The organism is Dyadobacter sp. CY347 (assembly GCF_021502655.1).
Classification (GTDB): domain Bacteria; phylum Bacteroidota; class Bacteroidia; order Cytophagales; family Spirosomataceae; genus Dyadobacter.
In genome coordinates this window covers 41,756-65,150 of the sequence record NZ_JAKFFT010000008.1, presented here as the reverse complement: position 1 = coordinate 65,150, position 23,395 = coordinate 41,756, and the positions used below count along the sequence as shown (strand labels likewise).

The window sequence follows — 23,395 nt, the reverse complement described above, 5'->3', positions numbered from 1 at the left end:
GTAAAAAATTCTAGTTAGGGAAAAGGGTTATTTTAGAGTGAGATTTCTTCTGCTTCTTTGACTTCTTTTTTTGGCCAGGTGAAAATGAATTTTGTGCCTTCTGTCATGGTGGATTCGATACGGATCACGCCGCCTTTTTCATCCAGAATTTTCTTCACAATGGCCAATCCTACGCCGGTGCTTTCGATTTCGTCACGTGCCTGCAATGTTTGGAAAATGACAAAAATGCGTTCGTGAAACTCGGGGCTGATGCCCGGGCCATTGTCGCGGACGTAAAATTCGTATTTACTTTCTTCTTCCGTCCAGCCCACGGTTATTTCAACTTCGGGCTTGTCGTTGTACTTGATGCCGTTGGAAATCAGGTTTTGCAGGATTTGGGTCAATGTGATTTTCTCCGTTTCCAGCTCCATCGCCATATTTCCGTCGAACACAAAACTCACGGGTTTTTTGCTGTTGAATGTTTCGTGCAGGTCATCCAAAAGAGAGCTGATCACAAAACGCTCTTTCACCGTCTTCATCCTGCCCGCTCGGGAATAGGACAAAATGCCGTTGATCAGGCTCTCCATGCGGTGAACACGTCCGCGAAGCAGCTTGAACTGATCCAAAGTGTCCCCTTCGAGCAAGTGGCTGATATCTTCTTCAATCCACTCCGAAAGGTTGTTAATCGCCCTTAAAGGCGCTTTCAAATCGTGACTTACGACATAGGCAAACTGGTCGAGTTCCGCATTAATACGTTCCAGGTCGCGCATGTAGGATTTCAATTTCTTTTCAGCCGAAACACGCTCGGTAACATCTGAAAATGTGCCGATATAGCCTGTGAGCGCGTCATCGCAATATTGCCTCGTCAGCGACACGCCTATCCAGATTTCCTTTCCTTTGGCAGTGAAGATCTTGATCGTAGCGTGAATAGTTGTCCGGTCCGTAAGCAGCATTTCACTGATCTCCTCAGCCGAATCGGAGAAGAAATCCATCCAGTTCCTATTAATGCATTCATTTACAGTGTATCCTGTGATGGTTTCCCAGGCTTTGTTCATGTAAATAATGTTGCCGTTTTGATCCAGCTGCACCAAAACTTCGGTAATGCTGCTGACCACTTCTTCCAGCCTTTTATTCGTTAATGCAGCTTCTTCGGTTTTTTCTGCGGCAATGCGGCTTAGTTCGCGGTTGGCTTTGAAAAGCTCGCCGGAGCTTTGTTCCAAAATGAGTTCCACACGGCCGAGATCGTCCTGGTATTCAGTATATGCCTGATTTACAGACATTAAAAAGTCCTGCAAATCGGGATGTTCGGCTAATTGGGGAGGCAGTGATTTCCGGATCTGACGTTTCAGCAACCGGTGATAATTGACGTCCGTAAGTTCGGGCATGTTCATCTTAATATTCTCTGAAAGTTGTAACGGTCATTGTCTGGTTGTGCAGCTCGCAAAGCGAATTGCGGTTGAATGGCGCGAGCTCCCCATAGGAGTAAAATCCGGTAATAACCGGGCTGCCCAGCACATCCGAGACGCTCTCAACTTCTTCTTCAACCATTTGTTTAAGCACGAGTTTTCTGCCCACACAACTAACAAGAATGGCAAATTCAGGGCTGTTTTTCAATCCTTCCGAAGCGGCCTGCGCGGCTTCTTCGGCACCGTTAATCAGCCTGTCGTTATTCGCTTTCATCAAACGGACAAATGACCCCTCAGGAATGTCTCCTGCGAAAGTGAGGCTTTTTTCTTCTTCATTAATCCCTAAAATCGTCCGCACTACCGGCGCACGATCTTCACTGTCACGCATGCTGAGCGGGAAAAGGAGCCCGGAAGCAGGCAGTTCCTTGGCCTTGTCGCCCAGAAACGATTTATACAGATCGAGCGCGGGCTCGCCGTCAATTTCAAACAATATATTTTCACGGGATCTGGTCACGCGCCTGTCCAGCCCAAAGCTGTCCCAGCCGCCGCGTGAGCCAAAACCGATCGTCAGGTTTTCACCGTAAAATCCGATTGCCGCCACCGTTTCACTGGCAATGTTTCCATCTGGTTCAACAATTACCGTTCTGGCGAAATGAGATCCGTCACCCGCAAGTCCGCCTGTAAGCGAAACTTCGGAACCAAGGCCTTCGGCCATGCCTTTTACAAGGTCGGTGCCATTTACTTTTAGACCGTCCGAAACCACAAAAACGTGTTTCAGGCCTTCTTTGGGAAGTTGAGAAACGAGTTTTTTGCCCGCTTCGCTGCTGCTGAATTGAATGTCTTCCAGCGCAACTTTGGAGCTTTTTACCATCGTATCATCAAAGCGGATGGCAGTGATAATGATGGTGTTGTCCTTTACCGAAACATTTGAAATTTCGCCTGCTGTGGAGCAGCCAGAAAAAAGAGATTCAGGATAAAGTGCTGCCAGTTGGGCGATTACGTCACTTTTTTCAAGAAGTTCTCTGTTTCCAAAAACAAAAAAAAGTTGGGGTGTAAAGGGGAATGTAATGTTAGAGGAGGCATTGGTGTACACCAATTGTTTGATTTCCATAAAAAGATTGATCGGGCTTATGAATTAGATCAACAATTTACAGAAAACTTTTGACAGACGAATTAATTTTACATTTAACCAAAAGTTTCTATTTCAAAAAACATTTTCAGGAGAGCGAAGGGAACGAAATACCCTTAATTTTTCTGAATAACTCCACTGCATACAGATCCGTCATGCCCGAAACAAAATCCAGGACCGTTTGAATTTTAGCATATTCGTCGGTTTTTGAAGTGATAAATTGTTTAGGAATCAGGTCGACCAACTTCCGTGAATAATGTGAATTGTTGTTGAGATAAGCCGGGACAAATTCTTCGAGCAAGCCGCCCATCACCTTATAACCCGCCACTTCGATCTGAACAACGGACGAGTAATTATAGATTTTGTTCACAGAAATGTTCACAATGTCCTTCATCACCGAGCGATATGGCTCCTGAATTGCATCGATCAGCCCTGAGTTAAAGTCGCCGCTGAGAATGGCGTCCTGTTCATTATAGAACAATTCCGAACATTGGAAAATCAATGTACTGATGGATTTGGCCCTTAACAAACTGATTTTGGCGTCTTCGTCATCAATTTCTGTTAGGCGCGCAGGCATTTTCGGATCATTACAAAGCCGCAGTAGCAATGTTTCAACCTCGCCGTAAGATAAGATTTTCAGCCGGTGCGCATCTTCAAGGTCGATAATGTTGTAGCAAATATCATCTGCTGCTTCAACGAGATAAACCAGCGGATGTCGCTTGTAAACCAATGGGGAATCCGTAACCATATCCAGTTCCAGATCCGCTGCAATCTTCTGAAAACCAGCTTGCTCTGATTGGAAGAAGCCGTATTTTTTTGTGTAGATGTTAGATTTATTATGGCCGGCAATCGACTCGCACGGATATTTTGCAATGGCCGCAAGCGTGGAATAAGTGAGCGCAAAACTGCCGTAACCCTTACCGGCATAAGGGTGCGTAAGAATGCGAAAAGCATTGGCATTTCCCTCAAAATGCGTCAGATCAGCCCATTGTGATTCGGTGACTTTGTCGCGATACTGCAAGCCGGCATCATTGGTAAAATAATGTGAGATCGCAGCCTCGCCCGAATGTCCAAATGCCGGGTTACCGAGGTCGTGCGCGAGGCAGGCAGCCGAAACAATGTTCCCGATTTCGCTGATTAACGGCAGCTTGTCGTCGATGTTAGGATCGTCTTTTTTGAGTTTATTATAAAAAATTCTTCCTAATGACTTTCCTACGCTGGCCACTTCCAGGCTGTGTGTGAGTCTGTTATGAACGAATACGCTTCCGGGAAGCGGGAAAACCTGAGTCTTGTTCTGCAATCTTCTGAATGGTGAGGAGAAAATCAGCCGGTCGTAATCGCGCTGGAATTCCGACCGCGCCTCGGCCGGATCCGCATTGTATTTGTCTTCACTGCCCCACCGCTTCGCCGAAAGTAATTTCTCCCAATTCATCATTCAAAAATTTTAATTGCCGGCAAAACTAATCCCTTTCCGGTAATTAAGGAATAACCGGCGTTGTCCTGCTGGCCGCGGAGAAACTCACATTGGTAGTTTCGCAAGGCATGGGGCTTTTGATTTATACATTGTTCTAATGTGAATTTCTCAAATAAGATATAGATGAAAAAGTTTCTGATAGTAATCGCTCTGCTGTTCAACATGCTCATATTCAGCGGTTCAATGTTTTTATGGGCCGCAGGGAATGATATTGATAAAGACCTTGCAAAAGACGAAAAGTTAGCCAGAGAAATGGCAGTTGCCGCCACAACATTCCTTCAATCACTTTCAGCAGAACAGCTGGCAGAAACCAAGTTACCCTACGACGATCCTGCCCGCTTCGACTGGAATTTCACTCCCCGGAAACGGAAAGGAATCACATTCAAAACCATGACTGCCGCCCAGCGAAAAGTGGCTATGGATATGATCAAGCTGGTTTTGAGCCAGGAAGGTTATGCCAAAGCCGAGCAGATCATTGACCTTGAAAATGTACTGAGAGTTGTTGAAACACGGCCTGCCAACGACACTTACCGCGATCCTGAAAACTTTGCTTTTCTGGTTTTTGGAGAGCCAGGTAAGGATCCCTGGGGCTGGCGGGTGGAAGGGCATCATTTGTCGCTGCATTTTTCGTCCATCAAAGGCGAGATCACTTACACACCGAGTTTCATGGGCAGTAACCCTGGTAATGTGCAGGCGGATGTGCCGCAAAAAGGTTTGCGCATCCTGAAAAACGAGGAAGATTCAGCATTTGAGTTACTACACTTATTCGATGAAAAACAGCTCGAAAAAGCCGTCATAGGCAGCACCGCACCCAACGAAATGTTTACTTCCAATTCCAGAAAGGCATCGTTGGAAAAAATGCAAGGCATCCCCATGGCTGAAATGACCGCACCGCAAAAAGCAGCCTTCAAAAAACTGATTATGTCGTATTTACAGCGTTATCACGTGACATTGAAAAACCAGCAATGGGCAGAATTGGAAAAAACAGGCCTGGATAAAATACATTTTGCCTGGATGGGCGATCAAAAAAACATCATCGGATCCGGCCAGGGCCACTACTACCGCATCCACGGCCCCACCTTCCTCATCGAATTCGACAACACCCAAAACGAAGGAAACCACATTCACTCTGTTGTGAGGGATTTGGTAAATGATTTCGGGGAAGATATGTTGCGGAGGCATTACGAGAAGGCGCATTAACTTTGGGCATGAATTCAATTAATAAACCGCACCGTTACTTTATCATCAACAAGCCCCCCAATATGGTTTCGCAGTTTGTGAGTCCGGATGATGTGGGGTTGCTGGGGGATCTGGGGTTTGATTTTCCGGAGGGGATTCATGCGATTGGGCGGTTGGACGGGCATTCTGAGGGGCTTTTGATCCTTACTACAAATAAGCGTGTTACCAATTTGCTGTTTCAGGGCGAGGTGCCGCATAAGCGGACTTACTGGGTGAATGTAGGCCATCATGTCAGTGAGGAAACGCTGCATAAGCTCAGGACGGGGATTGGAATAAAAATAAAAGGCGGCGTTGAATATGTGACGTCATCATGCGAAGTTGAAATCATTCCAAGGCCCGTAATATTGCCTCCGCATTCGAGTGAAAGCTGGGAAGGCGTGCCGAACACCTGGCTGAAAATCACATTAACCGAAGGGAAATATCATCAGATCCGCAAAATGGTGCGGACCGCTGGTCACCGCTGCAAACGACTCATCCGCGTAAGCATAGAGGACCTGGAATTGGGCGACCTGGTTGCCGGTGGTGTAAAAGAGATTGAAGAGAACGAATTTTTTAGGTTATTGAAGATCAATAATTGGAAATAACTAAAACGACCTCAACATGAACTTAATAGGTAACATCATCTGGCTGATCTTTGGCGGATTTATCGTTTTTCTGGAATACATGATCGTTGGTTTTGCACTCTGCCTGACCATTATCGGCATTCCATTTGGCGTCCAATGCTTCAAAATCGGGATGCTTACATTGTTTCCTTTCGGGCAGCAGGTGAGAGATGTTCCGGGGAATACGGGTTGTTTGTCCACTATTTTTAACATTATCTGGATCGTGCTGGGTGGGATCTGGATTGCAATCACCCACCTTGTTTTTGGCATAATCCTGGCCATTACCATCATTGGCTTGCCATTTGCGAAGCAACATTTCAAATTGATGAGCTTGTCTTTCACGCCGTTTGGCAAAGAAATTTACTAGTCATTATCTCATTTGACAGTAAAAACATGAAAGCCATTATAATATCACAGCCCGGCGGCCCGGAAGTGCTTCGTATGGAAGAGCGTCCAACGCCACAACCTGCTGACAACCAGGTACTAATTAAAGTTTATGCAGCCGGGATCAACCGTCCCGACGTTTTCCAACGCAAAGGAAATTATCCGCCGCCGGCCTGGGCACCACAAGATATTCCGGGGTTGGAAGTGGCGGGGATCATTGAGCAGGTTGGGCATCAGGTTACTAACTGGAAAAAAGGCGATGCCGTTTGCGCGTTGCTGGCGGGAGGCGGTTATGCTCAGTATGCCATCGCACAAGCCGGACATTGTTTGCCCGTCCCCAATGGCTTCGATTTCGTGCAGGCTGCGTCTTTGCCGGAAACGGTTTTTACCGTCTGGCATAATGCATTTCAACGTGGGAAACTTATTGAGGGAGAAAATTTTCTGGTTCATGGCGGCACAAGCGGGATCGGAATTACGGCTATTCAACTTGCAAAAGCATTTGGTGCGAAGGTTTTCACAACGGCTGGCTCGGATGAAAAGTGCAATGCTTGCCTTGGGTTAGGCGCAGATATTGGCATTAATTATAAAACCGAAGATTTTGAAGAAAACCTGAAGAGTGAAGGTGTGGATGCGATCCTGGACATGGTAGGAGGCGATTACATTCCAAAAAATATCAGATTGTTGCGGGAAGACGGCCGGCTTGTCTTTATCAACACCATGAAAGGCAGTAAACTTGAAGGGACCGAGGTGGATTTTGGATTAATTATGAAAAAACGCCTTACGATCACCGGGAGCACATTGCGTAACAGAAGCGACGAATTCAAAACTGAGCTTGCAAATGAAATTCTCGACAATGTTTGGCCCGTAATCAATTCCGGAAAGTTTAAAACTGTGATCGCCGCTCAATTTCCTATGAATGAAGCATCCCAAGCACACGCATTAATGGAAACGAGCGATCATATCGGAAAGATTATTTTGGTCAACGAGTGGGCGTCGTGACCCAGTTATCGCTCAGTTTTTTATTTAAAATATCCGATATCTGCTTGGCTTGGGCGTAAACCATCAAATGGCCCGCGCCATCAATGGACACATCGGGTTTTACCATTTTGATGGGGATCAACTTATCTGCCGTGCCGTGAATGTGATACAGATTTTCAAGGTTGTCCTGCCTTTTCCAGGTTCCCATTCTTACCAAAGCCCATTTCAGGAATTTGCTGTCGGTGTCATGCAAAATGGATTTCAGCAGAGCTTTCAGTTCTGGCGTGTCGGCGCCGAAAAATTTGTAGGTAAATGTATTGGTAGACTTCAAAAACGGTGCAGCAAATGGGCTTAGCAACAAAAATTTTGTTAATCCCTGATAAAATTTGGAGATCGGAACGCCTGTTGGTGTGCTCGAAATAATGATTATTTGCTCCGGGTGAACGATTTCAGAAAGCTCGGAGGCAATAATCCCGCCAAATGACAAGCCTACTAATTGAAATGGCCGCGTGGTGTCAATCTGCGAAGCCAGCCTGCCCGCATAGTGTGCAATTGTTTCTTTTTTCTCCGGCTTGATCCAATCGATATAATGAACAGCAAACCGTTCGTCCAAAACTAATTTGCTAAAAACGCGCTTGTCAGCTCCTAAGCCGCTTAAAAAATAGAGATTCATTTTATCGGGGTCCGGCGCGGAAGATCGTTCGTGAGTAGTCGCCGTTCCATCCGATAAAGTATGATCATTCTCCTGATTTAACGCAAATGATTTTTCTAACGGTCGGTTTGCACCATTTACCGTAGACTGACCAAAAATTTCGGCGCTGCGGACCGTTAGGTAAATGGTCAGGAAAATTGAGGGGATGTAGATATTCGAAAGCATAATCATGTCAGAAAGCTATTCGAATATACGGGCTGACAGATAATAAAGATTCTCTATTTGATAAAATTGAATCTCAAACCGGCCATCGCCCATCGGCCCGGCATTTTGGAGCCAAGCAGATCGCTGTACTGAACGTCAAATGCATTGTCGGCCTGCACGAATACGGCCAGGCTGCGGTTCAGAAAAGCATATTCCGCCTTTGCATTTAGTAAAAAATAATCTTTCGAAATGTTCGCTTCAATGGCTGATGCCGCACGCTCTGCCCTGTTTTTATACAACCCATTCAGACTAATTGAAAACCCGGAGACCTGGTAAATGGCAGAAAAGTTGCCCAGGAATTTCGCGTGAGACGATACATAAAAAGAAGGCTGCGCATTGCTGCTTTCGCTTTTCAACCACGTTAATCCTGCATTGAATATCAGCTTTTGATTGGATGAGAGAGCATTAACAGTCTGAAAATCAAGCTCGAATCCCGTTGTATTCACTTCTGCAATGTTCAGTGCCAAGCCAAAAGTCCCGGTTGGAGATAAGTTCTCTTTACGTGGCATTTGGGCATAAGGGGTTGAAACGTAATCAATTAGGTCGTTTTGTAGTCTTTGAAAAAATGTCCCGGAAATTTTGAGCTGATTTGTGTTGCTGTTGGTCAAAAACCAATCCGCACCTGCTTCATAACTGAATGATTTTTCAGCTTTTAATGCTGGATTGCCCACATTTCCGCCTGTTACCAAGGTTTTTTGATAGTTATTAAATCGCTCGGTGAAGTCAGCGTCGCGGATCGTTTTACCAGCGCTTCCGCGCACTTGCCAGTTGTCTTTTTTATAAGATAAATTGATCTGCGGGACCACTTCCGAACCAATGCTTTCGCGCCAATCCAATCTTACAGAAGGTGTTACTGTGAAATTGGAGCCGATATTTTGGACCAAAGAAACAAACGGCGCGAGCTGGCTCAGCGAATGGTCGCCGCGGTCATTGGAAGCAATGTTCCGGTTTTGGTAATTTACGCCAGCAATCAGGTTCGTGCTTTGCGTGAATGTTTGCTGCCAGGTTAGCAGGCCTTGCCACAACTGCGATTTGCTGTTATTAGCGATGGAATGAGGGTTAAATAGATACTGATCGCGAACAAATTTATAGCCTCCATCTAGCGTAATGGCCGTTTTTTCTTTCTTAAAACCGATTTTAATCTGATTCCAGGATGTTTTTACCTTCTCACTCGCTGTATCGGATTTGAGGGCTGTGTAAAAATTCTGGGCAGCAAAATCGCGGTGATCGTAGGCACTCCGCACGGCTACATTCAGACTGGGAGAAAGCGCATAATTGAGCGAAAGCGACGCCGTATTGTTATGAAAATATCCCTTAATGCCTCGCTGCTGAACGCCGGAAGCGTTATTTGATAAAAAACCACCTGAAACCGCCAGCCTATTTCGCTGTACAAACGCTCCCACATTGGCATTTTTTAAGCCATATTCACCAGCGGTTAACGCGCCATTAATGCTCGTTCTCTGCACTGCATCTGTATTTTCACCATTATTTCCTGATTGTAAGCGTGCTGCAAATGTTTTGGAAATTACATGAATCACACCACCCACAGCATCGGAACCATAAATGGCTGAGGAAGCGCCTTTCAAAACTTCGATACGCTCGATTTCAGAAGGGGAAATAGGTATATATGCATTAAAATGGCCTGTATTAGGATCATTCAGCCTTAAACCGTCCAGAATAATGAGCACTTGCTGAAAGGTCCCGCCGCGTAACACAATGTCACTTTGCGAACCCATCGGCCCACGCGCCTGGATTTCCACGCCCGGCACATAACGAAGCAAATCATCAATGCTATGAACAGGCAGGTTCTGAAAATATTCGCCTTTGATAACAGCAATGTTCCGGCCAGTCTGCGAAGCCCGTTGCTCAACAAGCGAAGAAGTTACGGTAACAGGATCCAAAGAAATATCCTGCGCATAAAGCATATTGGAATACAAAATTGCAAAGCAAAACATTGCCGGGCCTTTCAAAATTGAAAAGCAAAACATTGCCGGGCCTTTCAAAATTGCAAAGTAAAACATTGCCGGGCCTTTCAAGGCCCGGACTAAAAAAGATAATAGCATTGTCATCATGGCTGAAATATCAGAATCAAAGTTATTTTGGACAAACTTACTATCTTGCCGGACTGTTAACATGCTCCGGTTTTAAGTTTATGAGTAGTCCGGTTGAAATTCCATTCCAAAGTATTGTCACCATCGACCGGCAAAATGAGACGCCGGTTTATCTGCAAATATCTCGTCAGATGATCAATGCGATCCAGCGTGGCGTGCTATATACAGGCGCCAGATTGCCGGGGAGCCGTTCGCTTGCAGAAATTCTGGAAGTGCACAGAAAAACCGTGGTAGCAGCTTATAATGAGCTTGATGCACAGGGCTGGATCGAGCTCAGGCCGAATAAGGGAACATTTGTAACCCAAAAGTCACCCGCACATTCCGGAAATCCGTTGCCTTTTAATGCTGATTATTTGGTTAAATATCCTCAAAAAGCAGGCTTTGCATTTGAAGAAAGCATGCTTCTGGACAGGCCCGTCTCCGTTTCCAAAGCCGAACTCGAATTCACCGACGGACTTCCCGACGTGCGCCTGGCTCCCATGGACAAGCTTGCAAAAGCCTATTCAAGTGTTTTAAGAAGAAATAACAACCGGAAATTGCTTAGCTATTCCCATGTGGAAGGCAATGCTTTTTTTAGGACAAAGCTCGCTGATTATCTGAATAATACGCGCGGTCTGCATATTGGAGAAGAGAACATTATCACCACACGCGGCATTCAGATGGGCATTTATCTCGCTTCTATGCTGCTTCTTAAAAAGGGAGATAATGTGGTGGTGGGGAACCTGAGTTACTATGTGGCGAACATGATTTTTCAGCAGGCCGGGGCCAATATTATTTCGGTTCCGGTGGATGAGCAGGGTATTTCCGTGGACGCTGTGCGGAAATTATGTGAAACGAAGCGGCTGAGGATGCTTTACATTACGCCTCACCATCATTATCCTACAACTGTGACTTTGAGTGCGGAGCGGCGCATGGAATTGCTCAATCTTTCGGTGCAGTATGGCTTTATCATTCTGGAAGATGACCATGACTACGATTTTCATTACAACAGCAGTCCGGTTTTACCGCTTGCGAGCGCCGATCCGGCTGGAATGGTGGTTTATATCGGCTCATTTTGCAAAGCGCTGGCACCCGGATTGCGTTCCGGCTACATTGTTGCTCCACAAAATCTGATCACAGAACTCGGGAAATTCCGCAGGATCATTGACCGGCAGGGTGATCTGATGATGGAACAGGCATTAGGAGAGCTTTTGGATGAGGGTGAAATTCAGCGACATATTAAAAAGGCGCAGAAAGTTTATCACCAGCGACGCGATCTTTTGGATACATTACTGCGCACTAATTTCGACGAATTTCTCAATTTCAAAACCCCTCCCGGCGGACTGGCGATCTGGACGGAGTGGCGAAAAGACATTAATCTAATGCGGGTTAGCAAGACCTGTTTGAAACAAAACCTGCATTTGCCCCAAACATTGCTTTTCCAAACCGGCCAGCTCAGCGCTATGCGGCTTGGATTCGGGAATCTGGACGAGGGAGAAATCAGAACGGCGGTTGAAATCCTGAATTATTCAATTAATTTGTGATTTAATCATATCCATCTGGTTTTCATTATGCTTTCTCCCCAAACTATGAATAAGAGAACATTTATAAAACTTTCATCCGCATTAATGACAGCTCCATTATTTACACCATTAACCGGCTGGGCGAAAGCCGATAAATTGAAAAACTGGGCCGGTAACCTGGAATACAGCACCGGGAAACTGGATCAGGCGAAGACTTTGGGGCAGGTTCAGGAAATTGTAAAAAAATATCCCAAGCTGAAAGTGCTCGGAACCCGGCATTGTTTCAACAACATTGCGGACACGAAGGACCAGTTTATTTCGCTGGTAAATGCGGAGGAACACATTGTTTTGGATGAAACGAATAAAACGGTGACGGTCAATTCCGGCATGAAATATGGTCAGTTAAGCCCTTATCTGCATAAAAAAGGCTTCGCGCTGCATAATCTGGCCTCACTGCCACACATTTCTGTTGCGGGCGCTTGTGCAACGGCTACGCATGGATCCGGCGACAAAAACGGAAACCTTGCAACGGCTGTTTCGGCGATGGAAGTTGTGACTGCGGCTGGTGATGTAATGCAATTGAGCCGTAAAAATGATGGGGAGAAATTCAATGCTGCCGTTGTGAACCTGGGCGCTTTGGGCGTGGTCACAAAAGTGACATTGGATATGGTGCCAACGTTTATGATGGGGCAGTTTGTTTACGAAAATCTGCCTCTGGATCAGTTGAAGGATAATTTTGAAAAGATCGAATCTAGCGGATATAGCGTGAGTTTGTTTACAAACTGGCAAAGTCAGGACATTACGGAAGTTTGGGTTAAGCAAAAGATAGAAGACGGGAAGCCCTTAAAAGCCGAGCAAGAATTCTTTGGCGCAAAACTGGCCACCAAAAACCTCCACCCGATCCCTGAACTTTCTGCCGAAAACTGCACCGAGCAAATGGGCGTTTCCGGCCCCTGGTATGAACGCATGCCGCATTTCAAGATGGGTTTTACGCCTAGCAGCGGGGTTGAGCTGCAATCGGAATTTTTTGTGCCCAGAAAAAATGCTGTGGATGCCATAATGGCTATTTCCAAGCTTGGAAGTCAGGTTGGGCCGCATTTGCTTACTTCGGAAATACGGACCATTGCGGCAGATGATTTCTGGTTGAGCCCTTGTTATAAGCAGGATTCTGTGGCCATTCACTTTACCTGGAAACAGGAATGGGATGCGGTTAGCAAGCTTTTGCCCATTATCGAGCGAGAATTGGCGCCTTATGATGTGCGGCCGCATTGGGGCAAATTGTTTTCGGTTTCTCCGGATCTGCTTGCGAAGCGCTATGTCAAAATGGAAGAGTTCATCACACTGGCTATTGAAATGGATCCGAAAGGGAAGTTTAGAAATGACTTCCTTAACCTGAATATTTTCAGGGTTTAGAAAATTATTAAGCGGTTTGGTGAATGATTACTGCCCTTTATTTTGTTGCTAAATAGTCCGCTATGAATATTTTAAGCGGCCTGACATTCGTTTTGTAAGCGTGGATTAACACTTTGTAAACAGATAAAATAATGGCAGCAAAATTGAAGGAAGTTCCGGGTGGTGCCCTACCAAATGCAGCCCGGGAAATCACGTCCGATAAGATCATTGAATTATATATGCACGATTGCCTTGAACACAACAAAAAGCCGGAATCGGTTTATTTGTTCTGTAAGCGGCACGGCATTATTGAAAAGGAATTTTACAAACATTTCTCTTCGATTGAGGCTATTGAAAAAAGCGTTTTCGTGAGCTTTCACAGGCTTGCGGTTGAGCTCATGAACCAAAGCGGCGACATGCCTGCGCTTGGTTTCAGGGACAAGCTTTTGACTTACTATTTCACTTATTTTGAAATACTTACGGCTAACAGAAGCTATGTAGTGTTTGATCTGAAAAGCGAAAAGAACCGCCTGGCCGGACTAATGAAATTGAAAGATTTCAGGAACCAGTTCAAGTCTTTCATCAGCCAGATCAGCGAAGGTTATCTCAAATCCAAAAGCGAGCGGATCCGCAAGGCGCAGCAGGATGCGTTGGAGGAAGGCGCGTGGATCCAGTTTATGGTAACACTCAAATTCTGGCTTGACGATGAATCTATTGGCTTTGAAAAGACAGATCTTTTCATCGAAAAATCAATCCGTGCAACATTTGATCTCATTGATATCACGCCGCTGGAAAGTGTGATCGATTTTGGTAAATTTCTCATTAAAGAAAAGTTGAGGTAAGGAATGGAAACAATTGACAGCATACCTACTTCGAAAATTCAGCGTGCAACCAGATTGATTTCGACCGGTGTAAAAATCGGGGGTAACTATTTAAAATATTATGGTGAGAAGATCACCAATCCTGAGTCGGCGCGGGATAACCTGAATACCAACAACGCTGAGGATATTTACGACGGACTTAAAAACCTGAAAGGCAGCGCATTAAAAGTGGCGCAAATGCTGAGTATGGAGAAAAATTTTCTTCCGCAGGCTTATGTGGAGAAGTTTTCATTGTCCCAATTCTCTGTTCCGCCGTTGTCGGCGCCGCTGGTTGTGAAGACATTCAAGAAATATTTTGGCAAAGCGCCGCTGGATCTTTTTGATTCATTTGACGCCAATGCAATCAATGCTGCGAGCATTGGTCAGGTGCATAAGGCGACGAAAGATGGGAAAGATCTGGCTGTGAAAATCCAGTATCCGGGCGTCGCAGAAAGCATTTCTTCTGACCTGGCGATGGTGAAACCGATTGCCATGAGCATGTTCAACATTCAGGCGAAGGACTCGGATAAGTATTTCAAAGAGGTGGAAACGAAGCTTACCGAGGAAACCAATTATTTTCTTGAAATAGCCCAGAGTACAGAAATCGCTGAGGCTTGCGCCCATATTCCTAACCTGCGTTTTCCTAAATATTATCCCGAGTTATCCTGCGAAAGGGTGATTTCAATGGATTGGATGACGGGCAAGCATTTGTCTGAATTTACGAAAATCAACACTGATCAGCATTTAGCGAACAAGATCGGGCAGGCACTTTGGGATTTTTATATGTTCCAGGTTCATCAGTTGAGAAAAGTGCATGCGGACCCACACCCGGGCAACTTCCTGGTTGACAATGCTGGAAACCTGATTGCCATTGATTTTGGCTGCATTAAGGAGATTCCGGAATCGTTTTACACGCCTTATTTCGAGCTGGCCGAGCCAGAAAAACTTAATGATCCTGAGATTTTCTATTCGAGAATGGAGGCTTTGGAGATTCTTTCAAGTAAGGATACGCCACAGGAAACGGTTTATTTTTCGAAGCTTTTCAAAGAAATCCTATCATTGCTAACCCAGCCTTTCCAGTCTGAAACATTCGATTTTTCGGATGAAACATTCTTTGGGAAATTAGCGGCGTTGGGTGAGAAATATGCTAATGATAAGGAGCTTCGGAAAATGAATGTGAACCGCGGATCCAAACATTTTATTTACATCAACCGCACATTCTTCGGGCTTTTCAGTCTGTTACACGATTTGAAAGCGACTGTGGAAACGAAGCAATTTGTCATGTAAATGATTGATTATTAAATTATTCAAACCGGCGAAAGACTAAACATCTTCGTCGGTTTTCTTTTTGGGTTTCCGCTTGTTTACAAGCCTGAACAAGTTATTATTCGCCTGTTCGGGCGTTTGGTCGCCCAGTAAAATCCCCCAGGGTTTAAGCTCGTCAATCCGGTCAAAGACCACTTTCATCATCGCGATCGCAGGAATAGAAAGGAACATTCCCGACAAACCAGCCAAGGCACCACCGACCAGCACACCCACAATGGAGACCAACGCATTGATCTTCACTTTGGAACCGACAATCAATGGCACCAGGAAATTATTATCCACAAACTGGACCGCAATAAACACACCCACAACACCCAGTAACGTATGCGCATCGGGATGGCTGATGAACGTCACCATTACCGCCAGGGCAGTTGCCACAAGTCCGCCAATGTATGGGACGAGGTTCAGAATAGCGGCCATAATGCCCAGCAACATGGCGTACTGAACATTTAAGAGTAACAATCCCACTGAATTCAGCACGGCAACAGCGGCAGTTTCGAGCAGTAAACCCACCATGTAACTCTGGATAATGGACTTAATTTCTCCCAGCACTTCCAGCACCCGCGGTTTGTATTCTTCTGCAAACAAAACGACCATAAAGTGCAGCAGCATAGTCCGGTAATAGAGGAGCAAAAAGGCGTAAATAGGGATCAGGATCAATGTTCCCAGTGGTCCGGTTACCACGCCTAGCGTCTCGGCACCCTGGAAATTTTCGAGCGTTTTTGTCTGGGCGTTTTTGAGATATTCGGCCTGCTTGCTATAACTAACGCTATATTCCCGCCTGATCCAGCGCCGCGCATCGCGGTAAAATTCATTGATGTTTCGTTTTAGCTTAGGCCATTCATCCGAGAAATCGGAAAGCTGCATCGAAAGCAAAATCGCGACGCCGGAAACGATCACAACCGCCAGCAGCACAGCCAGAGTGATCGCCAGCACCTTATGCACCCCCATCCGCGTAAGCCAGGCCTCCACCGGCCTCAGCAAAACCGCAATCAACCCCGCCATCGCCAGCGGGACAATAATGTCTTGTCCCAGATAAATCCCCAGCATGATCAAGCCTATGGCCAGGAGGGAGTAGGTTAGTTTTTGGTGGAAGGGGGCGGGGGAAGTAGATAAAGACAATGTGGTTTGTTTAGATTTTCTAAATAATTTTTAAAAATATTAATTTTCTCGTAAGTTTGATTTGGAACACACTATCTCATAATGGTAATACTTAGCTATAAAGCTATAAGAGAATTTGGGAAAAAGCACCACGATTCGGAAGAAGCTTTAAAGAGCTGGTATAAGATTGCCGAGCGATCAAACTGGGCTCATTTTCATGACGTAAAGCAAGTCTTTAATTCCGTCGATTCGGTTGGAAACGATCGATATGTTTTTAATATCAAGGGAAATAATACAGGCTGGTAGCCCTCATAAGCTTCAATGTCAGAACCCTTTATATTCTCTTTATTGGTACGCACGCTGAATATGACCAAGTTGACGCCTCGCTTATCAAATTTAAATAGAAGAACATGGAATTTGAAGAGATAAAAAGTGAACGAGAGTATGACCGTATCATGGAAGAGATACTGGACATAATGAATAAAGGGGAAGCTAACCTCTCCTCGGACGAGTCAGAAAAACTCCGTTTAATGGCGCTCGCGGCGCAGGCTTATGAGAAAAAGCATTACTACGTGGAGCCGCCGAGGACTTTTCAGGGGATGATTGAGTTGCGGATGTATGAATTGAAATTAAAACAGAAGGACCTGGCTACCAAGCTGGGTGTAAGTAATGCTAAGTTGTCACTCATTTTAAGTGGAAAGCAGCGGCCTGATGTTCCCTTCATCAAGGCAGTGCACACTGAACTTGATATTCCTGCGGATTTTATTTTACACCATATCTAAGCAAGGAATTTTCTAAACCAGCCGCTTCCTCATAAATACGCTATGCCCGATTTCATGATTTTGACCGGTTTTTTCGGAAATCGAATAGCCTAGTTTTTGGTACATTGAGATGGCTTCGGATTGTTTGTTGCCGGTTTCAAGGACTGCTTCCTGGAAGCCTAGTTGTTTGGCCCAATGTTCTAATTCAGTCACCATGGCGGAAGCAATGCCCTTTCCTCTGAGTGCTGGGGCGACGAACATGCGCTTTAATTCGATGGTTTTTTCGTCATGAATTTTGAAGCATCCGCAGCCGATGGCAGCGTTATCCGCGTAAGCCAGGATCACCGTCGGCAGGTTTGTAATGCGGTTGTATTCTTCGTAATCCGCTTTTTGTGTGTTGTATAGGAGGCAGAGCTCGTCGTCCAGAAGATCCGTTAGGCGTTTGAAATCCGGATTCTCGCTATTTGTTCTGATCATTGTTGGCATGTCTGGGAAAATGGATTGCGAAATTAGGCGATAAGCTTATGATTAGCAGCTTATTGTTTGTCCAGTTTCTTCAAAAAATCATCAGCGTGCTGTAAATGGGCTTGCTTTTTGGCTTCGTCCATATTGTCAAATGTTCTGATTAGCATGCCTAATCTCGGATTTTTCAGGAAAAATTTTCGGTTTTTATCCATGAACCGCCAAAAGAGCCCGTCCCAGGTTTGCTGCCATTCGCCTTTTGGGAAATCGCTCATTTTCATCAGATAGTTGCTGCCGCTAATGTACGGTTTGGTTGCCATGAGCCCACCGTCGGCGAACTGGCTCATGCCGTAGACGTTGGGCACCATTACCCAGTCGTAAGCGTCGATGAACATTTCCATAAACCACCGATACACATCATCCGGGTCGAATTCACATAATAGCATGAAGTTTCCGAGCACCATTAAGCGCTCGATGTGGTGGCAGTAGCCAATGTCAAGCACCTTGTTGATGACAATGTCGACCGGCTCAATGCCCGTTGTCCCGGTCCAGAAGGATTCAGGCATTTTTCTTGTGAAGCCCCAATAATTTCGTGTCCGTTCTTTGCTTCCTTTGAATTCATATACACCATGAATAAATTCTCGCCAGCCAACGATCTGCCGGACAAAACCTTCCGTCGAATTAAGCGGGATGTTGTGTTTTCGTGCATACTTCAATGTTGCGTTGATGACTTTTTTCGGCGTTAGTAAGCCGGTGTTAAGCATTGGTGTCAACACGCTGTGATGGAGAAAATGTTCTGAAATGACCATGGCATCTTCATATTTGCCAAATTCTTCAAAACGTTTTGCCATAAACTGTTCCAGCCAGGCATCGCTTTCCTCAAAAGTGATCGGAAAGCGTATTTCATCCGGAATGTTCCCGTAATTATCCCGATAATGCTTCTCAACGTAGCGCTTCGCCTCCGCATATTGATCATTAGTTGCTGGAAACTGAATTGCAGGAGGCACTTGTTTTTTGGGATATTTCAAACGGTTTTCCGTATCAAAGCTCCATTTGCCGCCTTCGGGCTCACCAGATTCGTCGAGCAGGATTTTGTATTTCTTCCGTTGAGCGGTGTAAAAGTCTGCCTGGAAATAGCGCTTTTTATTCATGAAATACATTTCCAGATCCTCTTTGGAATTCACAAACATGGGCGTTTCGAATTCAATAAGCTCGATCTGGTTCTTTTTAGCCGTTTCTGCAAGTCTTTTTTGCAGCCAGTTATCAGTTACATCAGCGTAGAAAATCACTTCAACACCTTTCTTTTTCAGCATAGGAACCAGTTTCCGGACGTCTGAGAACGAATCCTGCGCCTCAATGTAATGCACGGTGATTTTTTGGCTTTCCAAATACAATTTGTAAGCCTGCATGGACGCACGGTGGAAGCATATTTTATGCTTGTGAAATGAGAATTGGTTGAAAAACAAATCTTCTTCAACCAGAAAAACGTCTCTTTCTGACGTGAGCGCAGGATGTTTCTCAAATAACTGATGCGGGAAAATTAATGTAATTGACTTCATTTGTCTATTAAATGTCGATTCCTTTCGGCCAACTTCATTACTAAAATCATGCGCATCCTGTTATCATCAATCTCGGCCTTTATTCTTTCGATTTGCTTTTGCCTAGCGCAGGGCGGTTTTCGTGTTGTGCCGCTGGGCGTGCGCGGTGGAGGGGACGATGGCAACTTGTCTGCTTATATGGTAGCGCCAGTGAATTCCAATGCGTTTGTATGCCTGGATGCCGGGACTGTCACAAATGGGATTTCAAAAGCGGTGGCTAATAAAGTTTTTACAGTTCCGGCTGATGTTGTTTTGAGGAAATATATCAAAGCGTACCTGATCTCGCACCCGCATCTGGACCATCTTTCAGGCATGGTGATCAATTCTGTGGAAGACACTGCGAAGCGTGTTTATGGGACGGAATATTGCATTGAAACGCTTAAAGCGCATTATTTCAACTGGCAAAGCTGGCCGAATGTTGCGAACGAGGGCGTGGGGCCAGAGCTAAAAAAATACACTTATAAAATGCTGGGCGAAGATCAGGAAGTGAACATTGAGCAGACAGAAATGTCGGTGCAGGTTTTTAAGCTCAGTCATTCAAATCCCTACGAAAGCACTGCGTTTCTGATCCGAAAGGGTGAAAGATATCTGTTGTATTTTGGCGATACAGGCCCTGATGAAATCGAGAAATCGGATAAAATGCAGCAGGTTTGGAAAGCGGTCGCGCCACTGGTAAAGGCAAAGCAGCTTGCAGGGATTTTTTTAGAAGTCTCGTATCCTAATAAGCAGCTGGACAGGCAATTATATGGTCATTTGACCCCAAAATGGTTTATGAAAGAGTTAGATTTTCTTGCAGGAATTTCCGGCGCAGGAAGTTTGAGAGGCATGAATGTGGTTGTTACGCACATGAAGCCAGGCGGTGATAATGTATTGAAGATCAAAGCAGAACTGGCAGCTGATAATGCGCTGGGATTAAATCTGATCTTCCCTGAGCAGGGCAGCGCATTTGAATTGAAATAACAACTTCCGGTTCAAAAATTACATTCGCCCCGAAAGTTGATAACATTATTTTTTAGTGGTAATGGGTGTCGGTTGCGCTGGCACTGTGAGCTTCGTTCCCAGCTTTTCGTTGAATTTTTCGATCAGGTAAGCAGATAATAATGGCGATGCCTCTTCGTGATTTTGGTGAACGAAGAAGTAAATATTTTTAATCCCTTCTTCCGTCCATAATTTCAATCTTTCAAACCAGTCATCCAGCCTGGTGTAATCAGAATCCACATTTGCACCATTATAGCGCACAAATGCAGTCGGTGTTGTCAACCGCATGTGCAGCAAATCACGGCGACCGGCTGAGTCTGTGACGATGTGGGTAATGTTGTTTTTTTCTAAAACTTTATAAAGTTCTTCGCTGTCGAAAGACCCGTCGTACCAGCCTTTATGACGCAGTTCCAGCGCAAGTGGAAATCCTGATGGCCATTCTTCGAGATACGCTTTCAGAAACTCCCAGTTTTTCGGGGCAAAGTTATCAGGCATTTGTAAAAACAGCATTCCAAGTTTTTCCTGCAAATGCGCAATGCCGTCCAGATACACTTCTGTTGGTTCCTTCGCTTCTTTTAATCTTTTCCAGTGACTTATTCCCTGATGCAGTTTTGGGAAGAAACGGAATTCGGCGGGGGTTTTGTTGTACCAGCTTTCGATCGTTTCAACGGGGAAATTGTTATAAAAAGTCGCATTTAACTCAATGCTGTTGAACTGCGTTGCATAATAAGCCAGCTCGTCTTTTGTTCCTTTGGGATAAAAACTTTTGAGATCCGCCTTGTTCCATTTAGCGCAACCAATGTAAATATTCGGCTTGCCTTTTTTTGCGCCTTTCAACAATTTCTTGTTAGCAGCGGCATCCTCCGGCAATGTAAAATCAATGTCTTCTGGATTATCAACTTTCCCGAATTTCATGGTCTAATGTCTAAATGTTTTGATTTAAATATAAATTTCCCGTCGGTTTAAACCGACGGGAAAATCTCAATTTTTATCTTCCGAAATCGTCTTGCACGCGGACGATATCGTCTTCGTCCGATGGATTTGCGGCATCTGTATGTTTCCAGATTTCTGCCACAAAACCCCATTCATCAACGCCTACCAAACGGTGACGCTCTCCTTGTTGCAGCTCCACAACCGTTCCGATCGGCAGCTGGCGCAATGGTGTTTCTTCATCCGTATCGCTGATCACAATGCCTGCATTGCCGCCGATTACTTTCCAAATTTCCGCACGTCGGTGGTGGTACTGCCACGAAAGTCGCTTATTAGGGGCTACAACCAGTATTTTTGGGCTGAGTTTTTCGTAACCTGCAAAATCTTCAATAGATAAATGAGGGAAGAACGTGGATATGAATTTCGGCGCTTCTGACTCTTCCAAAACAAAAAAACCTCCCCAGGGTCTTGAATGATCCTTGCTTACAACGGTGAAGCCCTGTTCGTCTATAAATTGCTGAACTTTTGCAAAAACGACATCCTTATCGGCTGTCGCGGTGAAAGATTGTATCATAAATCGTGATGTTGGTAAAATCAGTGATAGTTTCAAAATTAGGATAAAAAACAAAAAGATGCCCCAAAATATTCAGGGCACCTTTTGAATTATATCTACTAATTTATACTATTTGTCCCACCAAACTTTGGTCGTGAATTCGTCTGGCAGCGTTGCGCCTGTTTGATAATTCGGATTTCCGGCAACTTCATTGGTCGGATAGCGCAACCTTACAGGAATTGTCCCGTTTGTAACGTTACCAGGGTAATTTGTCGGCGTCAATTTAGGATATCCCGTTCTTCTCCAGTCCGACCAAGCTTCCCACCAGTTAAAAAATTTGTTCACCCACATCTGCTCGCCGATCATTTCCAATGCAGGCTTTGTAACGCCGTAAGGATAAGTGGTGAGATATTGTGTGACAGCCGCATCGGAGACAGTCAATGATGCATCAAAAGGCGTATACATTTGCATAGAAGCCTTTACGCCAGCCTCGTAATGCGACTTTGCAGTCCCCGCAATGCCAGTTCCGATCTTCCGCTCTATCGCTTCCGCAAGCAGAAATTCGACTTCGCCATAGTTCATGATCATGTAAGGATCAGAATCCTGCAGCATTTTGGCGTTAATTCTTGAATAGGTTTTGGACACATCCAGCGGTTTCTGGTTTTCGAATTTTTCAAGCATGGCCAGATCGTATCCGTTAGGCATTCCTTTTTGCTTAACAGGATCCGTATTCACCGTTCCGCTGCCAATTCCTCCGCTAATGATCATCAACCGAGGGTCATCGTCAGTGGCAGCTGCCTGGTTAGTGCCTTTCAGGAAATTAACCAGTGTAGCGCTCAGGTAAGTAGGCTGCCCGCCATCACCCGCATCAAATGCCCGGGAAATACCATTTTGATTCACCCATTCACTTGGACCGTCAGCCAATTTGACCCACACATTATCTGCATTGCTCGCGAAGACACCTCCTGCGGCAGCCTTCGTTACGTAAGTTGCCGCTTTCGCTGCATCAACATTCGAGATACGCATAGCCAGACGCAGCATTAAGGAATAGCCCCATTTTTTCCATCTGGCAATGTCACCATTGTAGATGAAATCCGCGGTTTTAAATCCTTCATCCGGATTGGACGCGTTCAAAGCAGCCGTGGCCTCGTCAAGCTCTTTCAGCAAGTCGGCATAGACGGCATCCTGCGTATCATATTTTGGGAAAAAGATCCCTTCGATGCCCTTATTGGCTTCAAAGTAAGGAATATTGCCGTAAAGGTCAGTAAGGCGGGCGAAGCTGAACGCACGGATAATCCGGGCAGCTTCACGCATATTCTTATACTTTCCTTCCGCAAAACCACCAGGGCCAGATTGTTTCAGGATTTCTGCAACATTTTTGAGCTGGTCATTATAGGTAAATTCAAATGGCGCCGCATTGGTTTCTGAATTAACCGTGTATTTGTCGCCGGGAGCTATGCCACCGCCCGAATTCGCCAGGTGCTGAATGGCATAGGAGAACATGCCGATGTTTGTACGCCAGTCAATAAAGCGGTTATCGCCCGAGGAACCGTTGGAGGCAATGCCCAGTTCAGCCGAAGTGAAAATGAAGTTAAGATTCACCTCGTTCAAGGCCTGTGGGTTAATGTTCAAATCGTGTAATTGTTTTGTGTCACAACCCGTTACCAACACTGCTGCCAATCCGTATTTTATATATTTTTTCAAATTTTTCATC

At 45.2% G+C, this 23,395-nt stretch carries 21 protein-coding genes and 1 pseudogene; 11 read left to right on the top strand and 11 right to left on the bottom strand.

Going from position 1 to position 23,395, the window contains the following annotated elements:
- Window positions 1–32: 32 nt before the first annotated feature.
- The 3 genes from L0659_RS18620 to L0659_RS18610 form a co-directional block, all read right to left on the bottom strand.
- Complete coding sequence (locus L0659_RS18620) at window positions 33–1,364, bottom strand: ATP-binding protein (protein WP_235128108.1); 1,332 nt, start codon at window positions 1,362–1,364, stop codon at window positions 33–35.
- A gap of 7 nt (window positions 1,365–1,371) precedes the next feature.
- A complete protein-coding gene (locus tag L0659_RS18615; RefSeq protein WP_235128107.1) occupies window positions 1,372–2,496 on the bottom strand; it encodes an FIST signal transduction protein in 1,125 nt (374 codons plus the stop codon).
- 106 nt (window positions 2,497–2,602) lie between these two features.
- The gene (locus L0659_RS18610; protein WP_235128106.1) at window positions 2,603–3,949 is read right to left on the bottom strand and encodes a deoxyguanosinetriphosphate triphosphohydrolase; all 1,347 of its coding nucleotides are present in this window, start codon (window positions 3,947–3,949) and stop codon (window positions 2,603–2,605) included.
- A gap of 162 nt (window positions 3,950–4,111) precedes the next feature.
- Between L0659_RS18610 and L0659_RS18605 the strand changes: the two genes are divergently transcribed.
- From L0659_RS18605 to L0659_RS18590, 4 genes are read left to right on the top strand one after another with little or no spacing between them, the layout of a single operon-like run.
- A complete protein-coding gene (locus tag L0659_RS18605) occupies window positions 4,112–5,188 on the top strand; it encodes a DUF3500 domain-containing protein (protein ID WP_235128105.1) in 1,077 nt (358 codons plus the stop codon).
- Between the two features lie 8 nt (window positions 5,189–5,196).
- Window positions 5,197–5,811, top strand: coding sequence for a pseudouridine synthase (locus tag L0659_RS18600; protein ID WP_235128104.1), 615 nt, complete (start codon window positions 5,197–5,199; stop codon window positions 5,809–5,811).
- Between the two features lie 16 nt (window positions 5,812–5,827).
- Window positions 5,828–6,196, top strand: a complete 369-nt coding sequence (locus L0659_RS18595) for a YccF domain-containing protein (protein WP_235128103.1) — start codon at window positions 5,828–5,830, stop codon at window positions 6,194–6,196.
- A gap of 26 nt (window positions 6,197–6,222) precedes the next feature.
- Window positions 6,223–7,212, top strand: coding sequence for an NAD(P)H-quinone oxidoreductase (locus L0659_RS18590; RefSeq protein WP_235128102.1), 990 nt, complete (start codon window positions 6,223–6,225; stop codon window positions 7,210–7,212).
- Here the strand turns inward: L0659_RS18590 and L0659_RS18585 are convergent.
- Entirely contained in the window at window positions 7,193–8,068 is an 876-nt protein-coding gene (locus tag L0659_RS18585) for an alpha/beta fold hydrolase (RefSeq protein WP_235128101.1), read from the bottom strand. The two genes, L0659_RS18590 and L0659_RS18585, sit on opposite strands and share 20 nt — an antisense overlap.
- 53 nt (window positions 8,069–8,121) lie before the next feature.
- Complete coding sequence (locus L0659_RS18580) at window positions 8,122–10,062, bottom strand: TonB-dependent siderophore receptor (protein WP_235128100.1); 1,941 nt, start codon at window positions 10,060–10,062, stop codon at window positions 8,122–8,124.
- A gap of 17 nt (window positions 10,063–10,079) precedes the next feature.
- On the opposite strand from L0659_RS18580, the gene L0659_RS18575 reads away from it, so the two are divergent.
- The 4 genes from L0659_RS18575 to L0659_RS18560 all read left to right on the top strand — a co-directional run bounded on the left by L0659_RS18575 (window position 10,080) and on the right by L0659_RS18560 (window position 15,259).
- Window positions 10,080–11,741, top strand: coding sequence for a PLP-dependent aminotransferase family protein (locus L0659_RS18575; RefSeq protein ID WP_235128099.1), 1,662 nt, complete (start codon window positions 10,080–10,082; stop codon window positions 11,739–11,741).
- Window positions 11,742–11,786: 45 nt separating this feature from the next.
- Complete coding sequence (locus L0659_RS18570; protein ID WP_235128098.1) at window positions 11,787–13,133, top strand: D-arabinono-1,4-lactone oxidase; 1,347 nt, start codon at window positions 11,787–11,789, stop codon at window positions 13,131–13,133.
- Window positions 13,134–13,264: 131 nt separating this feature from the next.
- Window positions 13,265–13,954 (top strand): TetR family transcriptional regulator C-terminal domain-containing protein, encoded by a 690-nt coding sequence (locus tag L0659_RS18565; protein ID WP_235128097.1) that lies wholly within the window; start codon window positions 13,265–13,267, stop codon window positions 13,952–13,954.
- 3 nt (window positions 13,955–13,957) lie between these two features.
- Window positions 13,958–15,259, top strand: a complete 1,302-nt coding sequence (locus L0659_RS18560) for an AarF/ABC1/UbiB kinase family protein (protein ID WP_235128096.1) — start codon at window positions 13,958–13,960, stop codon at window positions 15,257–15,259.
- 36 nt (window positions 15,260–15,295) lie between these two features.
- On the opposite strand, the gene L0659_RS18555 is transcribed toward L0659_RS18560, so the two are convergent.
- Entirely contained in the window at window positions 15,296–16,420 is a 1,125-nt protein-coding gene (locus L0659_RS18555; protein WP_255727466.1) for an AI-2E family transporter, read from the bottom strand.
- Window positions 16,421–16,501: 81 nt separating this feature from the next.
- Here L0659_RS18555 and L0659_RS18550 point away from each other — a divergent pair.
- Window positions 16,502–16,803 (top strand): annotated as a pseudogene (locus L0659_RS18550) (type II toxin-antitoxin system HigB family toxin).
- Between the two features lie 6 nt (window positions 16,804–16,809).
- Window positions 16,810–17,181: a type II toxin-antitoxin system HigA family antitoxin gene (locus L0659_RS18545; RefSeq protein ID WP_235128095.1), complete on the top strand. Its 372-nt coding sequence runs from the start codon at window positions 16,810–16,812 to the stop codon at window positions 17,179–17,181.
- A 12-nt stretch (window positions 17,182–17,193) separates the two neighbouring features.
- Here L0659_RS18545 and L0659_RS18540 read toward each other — a convergent pair whose 3' ends face one another.
- Together L0659_RS18540 and L0659_RS18535 are read right to left on the bottom strand one after the other, a co-directional pair.
- On the bottom strand, window positions 17,194–17,637 hold the full coding sequence (locus tag L0659_RS18540; protein ID WP_235128094.1) for a GNAT family N-acetyltransferase: 444 nt from the start codon (window positions 17,635–17,637) through the stop codon (window positions 17,194–17,196).
- Window positions 17,638–17,696: 59 nt separating this feature from the next.
- Window positions 17,697–19,181 carry a cryptochrome/photolyase family protein gene (locus L0659_RS18535; RefSeq protein WP_235128093.1) on the bottom strand — a complete coding sequence of 495 codons (1,485 nt, stop codon included), beginning with the start codon at window positions 19,179–19,181 and terminating at the stop codon, window positions 17,697–17,699.
- Window positions 19,182–19,229: 48 nt separating this feature from the next.
- Here L0659_RS18535 and L0659_RS18530 point away from each other — a divergent pair, with 48 nt between their 5' ends.
- The gene (locus L0659_RS18530) at window positions 19,230–20,180 is read left to right on the top strand and encodes an MBL fold metallo-hydrolase (protein ID WP_235128092.1); all 951 of its coding nucleotides are present in this window, start codon (window positions 19,230–19,232) and stop codon (window positions 20,178–20,180) included.
- Between the two features lie 45 nt (window positions 20,181–20,225).
- On the opposite strand, the gene L0659_RS18525 is transcribed toward L0659_RS18530, so the two are convergent.
- From L0659_RS18525 to L0659_RS18515, 3 genes are all read right to left on the bottom strand, one after another.
- On the bottom strand, window positions 20,226–21,113 hold the full coding sequence (locus L0659_RS18525; protein WP_235128091.1) for a DUF72 domain-containing protein: 888 nt from the start codon (window positions 21,111–21,113) through the stop codon (window positions 20,226–20,228).
- 73 nt (window positions 21,114–21,186) lie between these two features.
- Complete coding sequence (locus tag L0659_RS18520) at window positions 21,187–21,702, bottom strand: phosphoheptose isomerase (protein WP_235128090.1); 516 nt, start codon at window positions 21,700–21,702, stop codon at window positions 21,187–21,189.
- Between the two features lie 108 nt (window positions 21,703–21,810).
- Complete coding sequence (locus L0659_RS18515) at window positions 21,811–23,394, bottom strand: SusD/RagB family nutrient-binding outer membrane lipoprotein (RefSeq protein ID WP_235128089.1); 1,584 nt, start codon at window positions 23,392–23,394, stop codon at window positions 21,811–21,813.
- Between the last annotated feature and the right edge of the window lies 1 nt (window position 23,395).

What these genes read in the sequence shown, in the direction of transcription:
- L0659_RS18580 (WP_235128100.1), bottom strand. Translation starts at nt 10,062, where the DNA reads ATGTTTTGCTTTGCAATTTTGTATTCCAATATGCTTTATGCGCAGGAT.
- L0659_RS18530 (WP_235128092.1), top strand. Translation starts at nt 19,230, where the DNA reads ATGCGCATCCTGTTATCATCAATCTCGGCCTTTATTCTTTCGATTTGC.
- L0659_RS18615 (WP_235128107.1), bottom strand. Translation starts at nt 2,496, where the DNA reads ATGGAAATCAAACAATTGGTGTACACCAATGCCTCCTCTAACATTACA.
- L0659_RS18570 (WP_235128098.1), top strand. Translation starts at nt 11,787, where the DNA reads ATGAATAAGAGAACATTTATAAAACTTTCATCCGCATTAATGACAGCT.
- L0659_RS18590 (WP_235128102.1), top strand. Translation starts at nt 6,223, where the DNA reads ATGAAAGCCATTATAATATCACAGCCCGGCGGCCCGGAAGTGCTTCGT.
- L0659_RS18520 (WP_235128090.1), bottom strand. Translation starts at nt 21,702, where the DNA reads ATGATACAATCTTTCACCGCGACAGCCGATAAGGATGTCGTTTTTGCA.
- L0659_RS18525 (WP_235128091.1), bottom strand. Translation starts at nt 21,113, where the DNA reads ATGAAATTCGGGAAAGTTGATAATCCAGAAGACATTGATTTTACATTG.
- L0659_RS18545 (WP_235128095.1), top strand. Translation starts at nt 16,810, where the DNA reads ATGGAATTTGAAGAGATAAAAAGTGAACGAGAGTATGACCGTATCATG.
- L0659_RS18610 (WP_235128106.1), bottom strand. Translation starts at nt 3,949, where the DNA reads ATGATGAATTGGGAGAAATTACTTTCGGCGAAGCGGTGGGGCAGTGAA.
- L0659_RS18620 (WP_235128108.1), bottom strand. Translation starts at nt 1,364, where the DNA reads ATGCCCGAACTTACGGACGTCAATTATCACCGGTTGCTGAAACGTCAG.
- L0659_RS18540 (WP_235128094.1), bottom strand. Translation starts at nt 17,637, where the DNA reads ATGATCAGAACAAATAGCGAGAATCCGGATTTCAAACGCCTAACGGAT.
- L0659_RS18585 (WP_235128101.1), bottom strand. Translation starts at nt 8,068, where the DNA reads ATGCTTTCGAATATCTACATCCCCTCAATTTTCCTGACCATTTACCTA.
- L0659_RS18600 (WP_235128104.1), top strand. Translation starts at nt 5,197, where the DNA reads ATGAATTCAATTAATAAACCGCACCGTTACTTTATCATCAACAAGCCC.
- L0659_RS18535 (WP_235128093.1), bottom strand. Translation starts at nt 19,181, where the DNA reads ATGAAGTCAATTACATTAATTTTCCCGCATCAGTTATTTGAGAAACAT.
- L0659_RS18605 (WP_235128105.1), top strand. Translation starts at nt 4,112, where the DNA reads ATGAAAAAGTTTCTGATAGTAATCGCTCTGCTGTTCAACATGCTCATA.
- L0659_RS18560 (WP_235128096.1), top strand. Translation starts at nt 13,958, where the DNA reads ATGGAAACAATTGACAGCATACCTACTTCGAAAATTCAGCGTGCAACC.
- L0659_RS18595 (WP_235128103.1), top strand. Translation starts at nt 5,828, where the DNA reads ATGAACTTAATAGGTAACATCATCTGGCTGATCTTTGGCGGATTTATC.
- L0659_RS18515 (WP_235128089.1), bottom strand. Translation starts at nt 23,394, where the DNA reads ATGAAAAATTTGAAAAAATATATAAAATACGGATTGGCAGCAGTGTTG.
- L0659_RS18565 (WP_235128097.1), top strand. Translation starts at nt 13,265, where the DNA reads ATGGCAGCAAAATTGAAGGAAGTTCCGGGTGGTGCCCTACCAAATGCA.